General features: G+C 70.2%; 6 protein-coding genes. 2 read left to right on the top strand and 4 right to left on the bottom strand.

From position 1 onward, the window contains the following. The first annotated feature begins 153 nt into the window (after positions 1-153). Positions 154-1,383 (top strand): PP2C family protein-serine/threonine phosphatase, encoded by a 1,230-nt coding sequence (locus OO69_RS08900; RefSeq protein WP_033279887.1) that lies wholly within the window; start codon positions 154-156, stop codon positions 1,381-1,383. A gap of 75 nt (positions 1,384-1,458) precedes the next feature. Here OO69_RS08900 and OO69_RS08895 read toward each other — a convergent pair whose 3' ends face one another. After that, on the bottom strand, positions 1,459-3,027 hold the full coding sequence (locus OO69_RS08895) for an MFS transporter (protein WP_033279886.1): 1,569 nt from the start codon (positions 3,025-3,027) through the stop codon (positions 1,459-1,461). A 458-nt stretch (positions 3,028-3,485) separates the two neighbouring features. After that, complete coding sequence (locus tag OO69_RS08890; RefSeq protein ID WP_078652344.1) at positions 3,486-4,277, bottom strand: hypothetical protein; 792 nt, start codon at positions 4,275-4,277, stop codon at positions 3,486-3,488. 283 nt (positions 4,278-4,560) lie between these two features. On the opposite strand from OO69_RS08890, the gene OO69_RS08885 reads away from it, so the two are divergent. Further along, positions 4,561-4,911 carry a hypothetical protein gene (locus tag OO69_RS08885; RefSeq protein ID WP_051800864.1) on the top strand — a complete coding sequence of 117 codons (351 nt, stop codon included), beginning with the start codon at positions 4,561-4,563 and terminating at the stop codon, positions 4,909-4,911. Between the two features lie 13 nt (positions 4,912-4,924). On the opposite strand, the gene OO69_RS08880 is transcribed toward OO69_RS08885, so the two are convergent. Both OO69_RS08880 and OO69_RS08875 read right to left on the bottom strand, forming a co-directional pair. Next, positions 4,925-9,091, bottom strand: a complete 4,167-nt coding sequence (locus OO69_RS08880) for a beta-galactosidase (RefSeq protein WP_033279885.1) — start codon at positions 9,089-9,091, stop codon at positions 4,925-4,927. A gap of 339 nt (positions 9,092-9,430) precedes the next feature. Continuing rightward, positions 9,431-13,660, bottom strand: coding sequence for a carboxypeptidase regulatory-like domain-containing protein (locus OO69_RS08875; protein ID WP_051800863.1), 4,230 nt, complete (start codon positions 13,658-13,660; stop codon positions 9,431-9,433). Between the last annotated feature and the right edge of the window lie 26 nt (positions 13,661-13,686).

Here is a 13,686-nt window from a genome sequence, read left to right as displayed (position 1 = left end):
GGGTGCCCTCCCCGAGCAGGCCACTCTGTCGGGTGACGGCCGACGCCGTCGTCACTGCTCACCGAACCGAAAAGAGCCGTTTCCGGGCTACGTGGCCAGATCCCTCCTATCGTGGAACGACACAGTGACCCTCGGCGTCGAAACGGGCAGGCCATGCAGGATCCGGAGATCGACTACGCGGCGGTCTTCCGCGCCCTGCCCGGCATGGTGGCGCTGCTCACCCCCGAGCTCGTCTACGTCGACGCCAACGAGGACTTCCAGCGCCTGTCGGGGCGTAAACGCGAGGAACTGGTCGGCCGCTACATCTTCGACGTCTTCCCCGAGAACCCCAAGGACCCGGCGGCGGCCGGCATGCGCGAGACCCGGGAGTCGATGCGGCGCGCGGCGACCACCGGCGAACGCGACACCATGGCCCTGCTCCGCTACGACATCGAGGACCCCCAGGGGACCGGCCGATGGGTGGAGCACTTCTGGAGCCCGGTCAACGCGCCCGTCCGGAACCCGGACGGCGAGGTGACGCTGATCGTCCACCGGGTGGAGGAGGTCACGGAGTTCGTCCGGGCCGTCGGCGGCCGGTCCGACAACAGCCGGGCCCCGGTACTGGAGGCCGAGCTGTACACCCGGGCCCGTGAGCTCCAGGAGGTCAACGAACGGCTGCGCACGGCACACGCCCATGAGCGCGAGGTGGCCCTGACCCTCCAGGCGGCGATGCTGCCCCCGCCGCGACCGGTCGGTCACCACCGGGCGGCCGTCCGCTACCGGCCCGCCGTGAGCGCCCTGAACGTCTGCGGCGACTGGTACGACCTGGTCGACCTGCCCGACGGCGGAATGGCGGTCGCCGTGGGCGACGTCGTCGGGCACGGCCTGGCGGCCGCCTGCGCCATGGGCCAGCTGCGCAGCGCCCTGAGCGCGGCCTGCCGGGTCGCCGACGGGCCGGGTTCCGCCCTGGAGGCCCTCGGTCTGTACGCCCGTTTCGTCGAGGGCGCCGAGTCGGCCACGGCGGTGACGACGTTCATCGACTGGGACGACCACACCATCACCTACAGCTGCGCGGGCCATCCTCCCCCGGCCCTGCTCGCCCCCGACGGCACGGTGACCTTCCTCGACCAGGCCACGGACCCGCCCCTGGGCGCTCGACCCGAGCATGTCGGCCGGCCAGAGACGAGCGTCCCCTTCGCCGAGGGCGCCACCCTCGTGCTGTACACCGACGGCCTGATCGAGCGCCGTACGGAGGACATCGACCGCGGTCTGGCCCGCCTCGCCGACTCCCTCGCCCACCACCGCCACGCGGAACCCGAGCCCCTGGCCGACGCCCTCCTCGCCGACCTGCTCCCGGCCGAGGGCAACACCGACGACACGGCCCTGATCGTCCTGCGCCTGTGACGGCGGCTTCGCCCGGCGCCCCGGCCCCGATCAGCGGCTCCGGTCCCCGCTCGTTCCGGCTGCCGTGGCGGTCCGTCAGTCTCCCGTTTCCGGTGCCTGGGCCGCCCTCGACTCCCGCTTGTCGGCGGGCAGTTCCTGTTGGACTCCGCGTCGCAGGCCGAACAGGGCGACGACGAAGGCGACGGCCATGATCAGGCTCATGCCGAGCAGCACCGAGCGGGTCGCCTCGGCCACGCCCAGCCGGACGAAGTGCGGAATGGACGCGGTCCCACCACTGCCCTGTCCTGAACTCAGCTGGGAGATCGACCTGGCCTCCCGGCTCGCCGCCTCGTGGCCCATGCCCTGCTCGGTCAGGGACCGGGTGATCCGTGACTGCAGCACCGAGGCGAAGACCGTGCCGAGGACGGCCAGGCCCAGGCTGGAGCCGTAGTTGCGCACGGTCTGGGTGACTCCGGTCGCCTCGCCGTAGGAGAGCTGGGGTACGCGGTTGACCGCGTCGGTGTTGGACTGTCCCAGCATCAGCCCCATTCCCGCGCCCGTGAGCACGATGCACCACACGATGCGGCTCTCGCTCAGCTCGGTCACCCGGCCCGCCCACAGGAAGAAGCCGACGCAGGCCAGTGCGCAGCCCAGCACCACGGGCCGCTTGGCGCCGATCCGGTCGAGCATGCGTCCGCCGACCTGCGCGGCCACCACGAAGCCGAGGAAGAAGTAGAGCAGGTCGAGGCTGGCTTCTGACGCCTTCTTTCCGAGGGCGACCTCCGCGTACACGCTCGTGAAGAAGAACACCGGCACGAAGGCTGCCATGGCCACGCCCAGGACGACGTTCTGAACGGAGAAGGCCCGGTCGCGGAAGAGTTCGACGTCCAGCAGCGGATGGGCCGTCCGCCGCTCGACGAGGACGAAGACCACGAGCAGCAGCAGGCCCACGACGATGCACAGCCAGGTCGCCGCCGAGTGCCAGCCCCACAGATAGGACTGCTGGAAGCCGAAGATGCTCAGGCCCACCCCGGCCACGATGAGGGCCAGTCCGCGGTAGTCCATCGGGGCCGGCCGGTTCGGGGTGTGCGGACGCGCCAGCGCGATGAGCACCAGGGCCACGACGGCGACGGGGATGTTGACCCAGAAGATGGCCCGCCAGGTCCATTGCGTCAGCCAGCCGCCGAGGATCGGACCGACCGCGGTGAGACCGCCCGCGACGCCGAAGAAGAGCGCGAGTGCCTTGCCGCGCTCCTGCAGCGCGTAGGAGTTGACCACGATGGCCAGGGCGGCCGGGTACATGAGCGCTCCGCCCGCTCCCTGGAGCGCCCGGAACGCGATCAGCCATCCCTCTGCGATGCCGCCCTTGGGCGTCAGTCCGCACAGTGCGGACGCGACGGCGAAGACGATCACCCCGAGGACGACCATGCGCCGGTGCCCGACGGTGTCGGCCAGCCGTCCCCCGAAGGCGAACAGGGCGGCCATCGCCAGCAGATAGGAGTTGATGGCCCACTGCACACCGGTGTTCGTCAGCCCCAGCTCCTCCTGGATGTTCGGTGCGGCGATGGACACGATCGTCTGGTCGATGAACGTCATCGCCACCGCGAAGATCATCGCGGCCAGTGTCAGCCGTCGGGGCGAGGAGGAGGTTCCAGTTCCGGACATCGGTGTCCTTTCAGCCGTGTGCGCTTACGAGGGCCGACGGTCCCCCTGCGGTCGGCGCCGGGCGGTACAGGGCATACCGAAGAGGTTCAGCGGAACACGTCATACCGGCATCTCCACTCGCCTCGATGAGGCTCATGGTCGCCTTCATCTGCGACTTCCGCATTCGTCGGCCGGCCCGGCATCGCCGGGAGATGCCGGCGTCCGCCGCGGCTCGGCACGGTGCCGAGGGGAAATGCCACCTCTACGGCACCCTTGAGCTCGCCTGCTCCAAGCGGGTTGGAAACGGCCGCCGGCGCGTCACGCGTCCCCTGCCGGGCGAAGTCCCCGCGATGGCACTTGGGCGGCAACTCCACGAACATTGGCCGTTCGGACGGGGCGGCGTCCACCCCGGATGGACGCCGCCCCTTCCCCGAGCGGCCGCGACACCGCGCCGGCAGGGCCGGAACGGGTGCGGTTCGTCACCTGACGTCGACGAAATCGCCTGTCGCCGTGGACGGTCCGGTGGTGGGGGTGCCGGTGAAGACGAAGCGGTAGTAGCCGTCGGTCTTGGCCTTGGTGGTGGTTTTCAGCGTGCCTCCGACACCGCTGGTGACGGATTTCAGCGCCGTGTAGACGGAGCTGCCCTTCTTGCGGAACTGCAGTTGGACCGTCCGCCCCTGGTAGCCGGTGTAGGTGCCGCTCTCCCAGTTGGCGCGGGTCAGCTTCCCGGTGACCGTGATCGTCCTGCCCTTCTTCACCGGCTCGGGCGAGGCGTTGACCGTCACCCGGGCGTACCGCTTGAAGTTCGCCGTACCGGCGACGTCGGTCTCCGTCCAGTTGTCGTCGGTGTCCTGCGCCCCGGCGAGGACCTTCCAGGCGCCGGCGAGGCCGTTGTGGTCGAAGTCCCGCGCGGCGCTCACCGCGATGCTCACCTTGCAGGTGGAGGCCGTCGGGTCGGCCGGCGACACCGCGCATGTCCCCGACGGCGGGTACAGCGGCAGGATGCCGTCGGCGTCGTCGGTGTTGGGACCGTGCCACAGGTAGGCCCAGGACGCGGCAACGCCCTCCGGGTCATGGGCCGTCCACGTGATCGTGACGGTCTTTCTGGTGGTCAGGCCGAGCACGATGTCCTTGCCTCCGTTGACCACGACGTTCGAGAACGTGGTGTCGTCGGCAGCGGCCGGGTCCGCCGCTCGGGCGGTTGCCGGAAGCACCGATGCTGAAAGGGCGGCTGTCAGGAAAGTGACGGCCACGGTCGGGCGTATGCGCATGAAGTCCCCCCTCGGGACACTGGGTTCGCCGCTCCCCGCGCGACGAGACCTGACGGTGTGTCATCGGTGGCTAGACCTGTGAGGGACGGTCCCGGTTGCCCTGTTCTCCGGACCGGTTCCGGCAGCCGCCGGGCAGGGAGGCGATCAGGACCCGCGAACGAAGACAGCCCGGAGCATCACCCCGCCCGGCCGCACGTATATCGCGTTGTGGGCTCAAGGGCGCCGCCATAGGGTCACGAGCATGGATCTACGTCTTCGCATGCGTCGAGCGCTGCCGGAAGCGATGCGCGCGCGTGAAAGGGCCGCGGTGAGCGCCCTTCGCACAGCCCTCGCCGCGCTGGACAACGCCGAGGCGGTCCCCGTGGAGGAGACCGAGCTTCGCGGCTTGGCCGTGGAGCGGTCGCCGGTCGGTGCCGGCGCCACCGAAGCGGCTCGGCGTGAGCTGAGCGAGGACGGTGTGGTCGAGGTCGTGAAAGCCGAGGCCGCCGAACGACTGGAGGCCGCGGCGCAGTTGACCGCGCCCGTACACGCGCACCGGGCCGCACAACTACGCGCCGAGGCCGCCGTGTTGCTTCACTTCCTCGACGGTCCCGGCATCTCGTCCATGGTCCCGCCGACCACGGCGGGCGAATGAACCTGACGCTCGATCAGGCACACGTCAGCGTCGGCATCCCCCAGTCACCGTGGTCGTTGCCGTTGCCGTCGCCCGCGTCACCGACCTTGAGGTCGATCACCTGGGCACCGCTGACATCGACGTCGATCGGCACCGCTGCCTGTTTGCCGCGGATCGTCGGCGTGGTGACCAGGGTCTTGCCGTCGGCGATCACGGAGAACGTCACCGTGCCCGCGCCGCCCGTCTCGTCGTCGACGCCGACGTCCGCCGTCAACCGCGAGCACTGTCCGGCGAGGTAGAGCTGGACGTCGCTGACGGAGTTGGTGCCGAGGCCCTTGGTATAGCCGACGCCGGCGATGGTGATCGGGCGGCCGTCCCCGGCTGCCTGTTCGCCGACGCTGGTGTCCCGTTCCACCGGGCCCCATCCGTTCGTTGAGGACAGGAACGGCAGGGCGCTCACGTCGCTCTTCCCGGCGGGCGGTGCGGGCGGTATTCCGCCGACGATGCGCTCGTCGGCGCCGACGGCCTGCCGTCCGTTCTGCCGGTAGTGCACCGTGGCGGTGAGTGCCGAGGCGGAGGGCAGCGTTCCGGCCGGTGGCTCGACCTGCCAGGTGAAGGTGGCCGACGCACCGGGCCGCAGGCGCTTGACCGACGTGGGGGTCGGGGCGCTCACGCTCCAGCCGTCGGGGGCGGAGAGCGACGCCGTCAGTCCGGAGACGGGCTGTCGGTCCTTCGGCACCCGCACCGTCGCCCGGGCGGTGAAGGCCTGTCCCGGCTGGGCGGTGTCCGGCACGTCCAGGGTGACGTCCGCTCCCGGACGCTTCGGCATCGCGTAGGTCCGGGCGTCGTAGCGAGGGCTGTCGTTCTGCGCGACGCGCAGGGACGAGGCGTAGCTGCCGTAATTGGTCAGTGCGACCTTGCCGAGGCCGCCGGTGCTGCCGTCGAGGTTCCACACGGCGATGGCGATGCTGTTGTGGCCGTTCGGGTTCAGGATGCCGTTGGGGACCGGGAAGGTGTGCTGCGGGCCTAGGTAGTTGACGTAGTTGCCGACCTGCCAGCCGTTCACGAAGATCGTGGCGCGGTACTTGCGTGCCGGGTCGTCGGTGAACGTCAGCCCGAGCGAGGTGTCCTGGCCGTGCGGCAGGTTCAGGTTGGCGTCGGTGCGGTACCAGGAGACTCCGGGTGTCGTGTCGGTCGTCGGGAGGGACACGCGGTTCCATTTGGCGTCCGGGTAGCCCGGCAGGGACCAGCCGGCCCGCTCGCCGTAGAGGCCGCCCGTCGAGAGCGGGCCGCGGACCGTGTCCTGGAGGTCCTCGCCGCCCCGTACGCCCTGGAGGCGCCAGGTGACGGACGTCAGCGGCGCGCCGACGAGGGAGGCGCTGGTCAGGCCGCGCGCGGTCTTGTTGCCGTTGGAGGAGTTGTAGTCCTCCTCGTGCCCCATGTTGACGGTGAGCACGGAGAGGACGTTGTCGCCGGTGGACTTCACGGAGCCGGCCGGGAAGGCGAAGTCGCCGCTGCCTGTGGTGGAGCTGCCCAGGAAGGTGCCGTTCAGCCAGGCGGAGAACGCCTGCGCTCCTCCCCCGGAGTCCGACACCAGGTGGATGCCGGTCTCCTTGCCGGTGGCGCGGAAACGGCCTCGGTACCAGGTGTTGCCGGTGTGGAAGCCGTAGTCGTCCGCGTAGAGCACCGGCAGCGAGTTGACGCCGGAGACGCTGTTGGTGGTCGCCTTGTCGGCCACCTGCCAGCTGGTGTCGTCGAAACCGGGGGCCACTTCGGGGGATTCCTCGGCGTGCTTCCAGTCGGTGAGCGCCGGGAGGTGGACGGGGGCGGCCACCGGGATCTTTCCGGTACGGCTCCCCGTGTCGGTGGCGTGGCTGCCCAACGTCCTGCCGTTCCAGGTGACTTGGGCGGCGGAGGTGAACACCTCGATGTTCTTGTCGTCGGCGTTGTCGCCGGTGAGCGCCAGGGTGCTGCCGCCGTGCAGACTGGTCGCCGTCCGCAGCAGGTGGGTGCCGCGCACGAGCACCGGGCCGTTCGCCGTGTCCTGCCGCCAGAAGGTCTTCGCCGTGGCCTTGTCGCCGACGAGCAGGAGCAGCGGGCGCTGTCCGGCGCCGCTGACGCTGATGCGGATCAGGCCCTGGTGTGTGTAGTTGAGGCGCAGGTCCCCTGTGACGGGGTCCCAAGTGGTGCTGACCGTACCGCCGTTGGCGGTCACGGTGGGCTTGGTGGCGTAGCGCAGGACGGTCTCGCCGTCGCTGCCCTGGTCGCCGTAGAGCACCGCGATGTCCCGGTCCCCGATGGTCGCGTTGGTCATGATCTCGGAGGTCGAGTACTGCAACTGCGCTTCGCCGAGGCGGTAGTTGGCGACGATCACGTGGGAGTCGCGTCCGTCGAGGGTGATCGCGGTGCCGGGCTGCTGCGGCACGACCGGGTAGGTCGGCTCGGCGGTGGCGGCGGTCGGTACGTCGATCGCGTCGACGGCCACGTAGTTGTCCGTGGATCCCGAACTGTGGGTCCCGGTGACGACGATCTTCAGTGTGTGCGCGCCGGGTGTCAGGCCGGTCTTCTGGAAGAGCACCGCCTGGCTCTCGCTGCCGGAGTCGTCGACCGTCGCCACCTTGGTGCCGTCGAGGTAGACGTCGGCGTTGCCGTGGTTGTTGGTCTTCGAGCCGATCCAGCGGATCGCGGTGCCGTCGAAGGGGACGGTGAGCGCGTCGCCGGCCTTGTTCGAGAACGACTCCGTGTGCTTGTAGTCGCCGCCGGTGTAGCTCGTGTCGGCCACATGGGACCACGAACCGGCGTACTGCAGCGCGGAGTCGGGGTCGTCCCAGGTGTAGGTGGTGTCGTTGGTCGGCTGGGCGTTGAGGTCCAGGGAGATGTGCGTCTTGTCGACGGCCGTGGACGTGGAGTTGCCGTGGCGCAGGACGTGGAACTGCGTCTTGGTGTCGGGGTTCATCCGGGCGGTGTCCACGACCGCGGAGTCGTCCGGCGGGGTGGCCCTGATCGCCTCGGTCTTGGTCAGCGGGGCCACCGACTGCGTGAAGTACCCGATGAGTTTGTCCTCGTCGTACTTCGGATCGAGCTGGCGGGTCTCGCGGATCGCGGCGCCGTAGTCGTACGACGTGTAGTTCTCGGGCATGCCCAGCCAGCCCCAGTTGGTGCCGCCGTAGGTCATGTAGAAGCTCTGCGCGGTCGCGCCGACGGCGATGTTCTGCTTGTAGAAGACGTTGGCGAACTGGTCGTTGATGAGCTGGGCGCACTTGTCGTAGCCCGGTCCGCCCCAGGGGTCGAAGGCGCCGCCCTGGAACTCCGGTGAGTACAGCGGTTTTCCGGCCGGGTGGTCGTAGCTGATGTCGGGGACGCCGTTCCACTTCGCGGGGTTGGAGCAGTCGAAGCCCTGCGGGTAGGAGTCCGGGCCGTCGACGTCCAGGGCGCCGGTACCGGAGTTGAAGGTGCCGTTGTTGTTGCCGGTCAGCGGGACCGTGATGCCGTCGGCGCGGGCCTTGTCCTCCAGGTGCTGCATGTAGGAGCGGGCGGCGGCCGAGCCGTCGTAGTACTCGTTCTCGACCTGGTAGGCGATAACTGACCCGGTGCCGTTGGTGAGTTGGTGGCGGGCGATGATCCGGTCGATCTGGGTCAGCCACTCGTCGGCGTACTTCAGGAACCGCGGGTCGTCGCTGCGGTTGTCCTCCGCCTTGGTGGTCAGCCAGCCGGGCAGGCCGCCGCTGTCGACCTCCGCGTTGATGTACGGCGCCGGGCGGGCGATGACGTAGAGGCCGGCCTCCTGGGCCATGTCGAGGAGCTTGTCGACGTCCCTCACCCCGGTGAAGTCGTACACGCCCTCCTTCGGTGAGTGGTAGCCCCAGTCGAAGTACAGGGAGGTCGAGTTGAAGCCGGCGGCCTTCATCTTCTGGAAGATGTCGCGCCACAGGTCCTGGCTCGGGAGCCGGAAGTAGTGGAACTCGCCGGACCACAGGTAGGTGCGCTTGCCGTCGACGAGGAAGGAGTAGCCGTCGAGCGTCACGGTGTGCGCCTGCGGAGCGACGGCGGGCGGCTGCTCGCCGACGTCCTGGGCCGCCGCCGTGGCCGGCGCGGTCAGGCCCGCCGCCAGGGCGATGGTCGCGGTCGCCGCGAGGATCGCTCTCCACCAGCGACGGCGACCGGGTCTCGCACCCTCTGAACCGTTCCGACCATCCCGCACGGCGGCCTCCAGACCGACTGGGCGAACAGCATCAAACAGACTCAGGCAAACCCGAACAGTAAGGGGGCGCGGGCCCAACCACAATGGGTCGGAAGAACACAATCGAGAGGTCGGGTCCCGGGTACGTCTTCACGCGGTCCCGGCCCCGCTCCCGGTGTTCCGGTAGGCCGTCGTGTCACCCGGAATCGGCTTGCTGGAACCGCCGTTGACGGTCCGGTGCGGACCGGTCACACCCACCGAGGGACACCCGCCTCGGGGTATGCACACGAAGGAGTCGAAGCCGCGCCCACCCGGACAGAGCGTCTGGGTGGGCGCGACAAGAACGGGTGGCGGTGGCGGTCAGGTCGCGGTCAGCGACAGGTCGGCTGTCGTGGCGCGGCCCGGCTGCAGGGTCACCTCCTTGGATGCCGGTCGGTGGCCGGCGGCAGAGACCGTGATCCGCAGCGGGCTCGGGCGGGCGTCGAGCCAGAGGTCGTAGTGGCCGTCGGAGTCGGTGCGTACGGTGTGTGCGAGGTGGCCGCAGCCGGTCGTTCCGGCGTGCGCCACCGGGCAGATCAGGACAGTGGCCGCGGCGAGCGGTGCTCCCGTGCGCTTGTCGGTGATCGTCCCGGAGAGATGGCCCCAGGTGTGGGGGATCTTGACCTTGAGGCTGACCTTCACCGACGCTCCGGCGTAGGGGGCGTCCGTGTTGTAGGTGAGCCGCGCGGTGTAGGTGCCGGCCGTGGCCACGGCGGAGGCGTCGGCGCGGACGGTGACCGTGGTGGACCGGCCGGGGGCGAGATCGAACGAGGTCTTGTCCGCCGACAGCCAGCTGACGTCGTCACCGTCGCACTGGTCGTGCCCGGGCAGCACCTCGGCCGAGGAGACGGCGTCCAGGGCCGCGGTCATGCCCCCGATGCGGTAGATCCCGCAGCCGCCGCCGGCCCGGAGGACGGCGGAGCCGGTGTTGGGCAGGCTGGACCAGGAGTTGGACACCGGGTCGTATTCGACGACGGTGTTGACCGCGGCCGTTCCGACGATGCCGCCGACGACCTGGAGTCTGCCGTCGTTCCCGCTGGCGGTGGCGCCCCAGCTCGCCTCGGGCATGTCGGCGGCGCGGGTCCAGGTGTCGGCGGAGGGACTGTAGCGGTAGGTCTGTCCCTTGCGGGGGGCGACCCCTCCACCGTCGACCGTGATGCCGCCCGCGCACACCAGTTCACCGGTGATACCGGCGCAGGCTCCGCGTTCCATGGTGAACGGGTAGTCGGCGCGGCGGGTCCAGGTGTCGGTGGCCGGTGTGTAGCGGTAGACGGTGCTGACGCTGTCTCCGCAGCCGGATCCGGTGCAGCCTCCGATGACGTAGAGGCTGCCGTCGAGGGTGGTCACGTTCGGCATGCCGAACGCCTGGGGCAGATCGGCGAGGCGGGTCCAGGTGTCGGTGGTGGGGTGGTAGGCGTAGAGCGTGGCGCGGGCGCCGTCCGCGGTCCAGCCGCCGACGACGTACATGGTCCCGTCGACGAACGCCCCGCCGGGTGATTCCAGGGCCTCGGGGAGGTCGGCGATGGGTGTCCAGGCATCGGTGGACGGGTCGTGCACATAGCCGCGGTCGAGGTACTCCCCGCCGAAGAGTCCGGAGACTCCGGCGACGGAGTAGACCTTGCCCTGGTAGGTGCCCACGGCGTTGTCCATGACGGGCTCGGGGTAGTCGGCGATGCCGGTCCAGGGGCCGGTCGATGCCGTGGCCGAGGGGCCGCTCGACGTGCTCTTCGGGGCCGAGGAGATGGAACTCACCGGTCCGGGTGAGTAGTTGCCCTTCACGCGCAGCGTCGGAGCGCCTGCCGACACGTCCGACGTGGTCGTGGAGATCCCGTCCGGTGAGGTGTAACCGGTGCTCTGCTCACCGAGGTTGACGTGCAGCGGCGCCTGCCCCTTGTTGGTGAAGGTGACCTTCTTGCTCCCTGACCCGCCCAGCGCCTCGCTGACGGAGAGACCGGCCGAACTCACCGCCAGGCGGCCCGCCTTGAGCGTGCGGTCGAACCGGTTGACCTTGTCCGGCCGCGTGGTGAGGGTGCCGGTCGAGGTGGTGTAGCGGGCGGCGGCGGTCCGGTATGTGTGCCGTCCGACGGGGGTGCTGAACAGCCAGTAGTAGCCGTCGGACGCCAGGTCGTCGGGGGTCGCCATGGTGGTCGCCGTGGTGTAGCCGTCGGCGGTGTCGGTGACGGTGGCGGGCGTGATGGCGTCACCCGTGTTGCCGTCGACGACCTTCCCGGCGACGATCCCTCCGCTCACCGCCGCGCAGGAGCCGACGGTGACGGTGTCGAGCTGCCAGATCGACAGGCCGCTGCCGGAGTAGTGGAAGCGCACCTTGACGTGCTTCGCGTTCGCGGCCTGGGTCAGGGGAACCTCGACGTGGCCCAGGAACTCGGCCGTGTCCCGGTGCCACACCGTGGTCCACGTCGCGCCCGCGTCGAGGCTGAGGTCGACGTCGGCCACCGAGTCCGTGCTGGGGGCGTAGAGGGCGTAGAAGCCGAGGACGGGTGCGCTCTGGCCGGCCAGACTGAAGGTGGGCGACACGAGTTCGGTGTCCTCGTGGACACCGCCCCGGCCCCAGGGGTCGGCGGCGGCCCAATTGCCGGTTCCGCCCGTGTAGTTGGCCAGGAAGCTGTCGGCGAAGTCCCAGGTGGCGCCGTCCGTCCCGTGATCGACGACCGTCCAGCCGTGCTCCGGCGTCGTGCCGGTCCAGCCTCCGAAGTCGGCCGCGCCCGGGTACGCGTGGCCGGGTGCGACGCAGGCCGTCAGGTCCACGTCCGGGGCCACGTCGGCGCGTACGTCGGCGGTGCCCACCGGGACACTCAGGTCCGTGCTCCGGTAGCCGGGGTAGACCGGGGCCACATGGACGGCGTAGGTGGCCTCCTCCGGAAGGTCCACGCTGTACCTGCCGGTGTAGGGGTCGGTGTAGAGCGCTCCGTTCGGATAGCCGTCGATGGTGATCTTCGAGTACAGGGGCCAGCCGTGCCCGCTGCCGTCCTTCACCGTGCCGGACACCGTCCGGGTCGGCACTTTCACCAGGGTCAGGTCCGCGGTGGTGCTCTGGTTCTCGGCGACGCCCACTCCGGAGCTGGTGTTCTCCCGGTAGCCGAAGTCGGTGGCGGTGATCCGGTACTCGCCCACGGCGACGGGGAGGCTGTACGCGCCTTCGGCGTCGGTGGTGACGTGGTACTCCCGGCCGCCCGTCGCCTCTTCGGAGACGGCCAGCGCCGCACCGGCCAGCGGGGCGCCGGACACGCTGTCGGTGACTCGTCCGGACAGCGTTCCATGGACGCCGAAGGCCAGCGCGGACACTCCGACGGGGGTGCCGAGACCGGTCGGTCCGTCCCAGCCGGTGCCGGCGGTGCACACCACCGTGCCGCAGTCGTCGTTGGACCCTTCGGTGACATCGGTCAGCCCGGAGGCGTTGATGTAGGGGTAGGTCACCGGGTAGGTGCCCTCGACGGGAGTACCCGCCAGCGCGTACATCGCCGTGATCAGCGGCGCGGAGAGGCTGGTGCCGCCGACCTGCAGCCAGCCGTCCCTGCCCACCGTGTCGTACACGGCCAGGCCGGTCGTGGGGTCGGCGACCGCGGAGACGTCAGCCGTCGCGCGGGTGTCGCAGCCGGTGGTGAGCCCCCGCTGATAGGCGGGCTGGGCCTCGTACAGCGAGCAGCCCGATCCGCCGGAGGTCCAGGCGGACTCCGTCCAGCCGCGCTCGGTGTCCTCGGTGCGGGTCAGCCGGGTGCCGCCGGCGGCCACCACATCGGGGTTGGTGGCGGGCCAGTTCTGGACATGGCCGGTGTCGCCGGTGGACGCGACTACGGCCACCCCGGGGTGGTCGTAGTGGTGGTCGTACGCGGTCTCGGAGGCGCTCTCGCCGGGCAGACCGTAGGAATTGGAGACGTACTTGGCGCCCAGGCGTACGGCGGTGTCGACCGCGGTGCCCAGGTCGTCGAGGCTTGCCGAATCACCCTGCACGAGAAGGATGTTGCACGCCGGACAGGCGGACGAGACGGCGTCGAGGTCGAGCGCGGTCTCCAGCGCCCAGCCCTCGTTGTCGGCGGGATAGTCCGTGCCACCGCTCTGATCGACCTTGCGGAAGCAGGAGTTGGCGGTGGTGCACTCGGGCAGCCCGTAGTACGCGCGGTACGCGGCCAGGTCCGCCTCGGCGTGGGAGTCGCCGTACGCGTCGACGATCGCGACCGTCCTGCCCTCACCTCCGGCGGGAAGGCTGTAGGCCGCCTGGATGTCGGCCGGGCCCAACGCCGCGGACGGGGGCGCGCTCACCTGAGGCCGGACGATGTGGTCGGAGTCGGTACGCACGTCGGCGAAGCACTGGGCCACGCCGTCCTTGACGCTCGGGTTGTTGCAGCCGGCCGGGACGTAGTTCTGCGGGACGTTGTCCTGCGGCACGGCGTTGAGCAGGTCGGACGACCTGGCGGAGTCGGCGTCGGACGAGGAGGCCGAGGAACCGGGGGTGGCCGCGGCGGCGGTTGGTGTCGCGGCGAGAACTCCTGCGCCGAGACAGCCGGCTATGAGAAGGGAGAGGGGAGCGCGCATGCGCGCACGTCTTGAGGACAGCAAGG

Origin of the sequence: Streptomyces sp. NRRL F-525, assembly GCF_000716605.1 — a bacterium.
In the GTDB taxonomy this organism is placed as follows: domain Bacteria; phylum Actinomycetota; class Actinomycetes; order Streptomycetales; family Streptomycetaceae; genus Streptomyces.
This window is presented reverse-complemented; position numbering and strand designations above follow the sequence as displayed.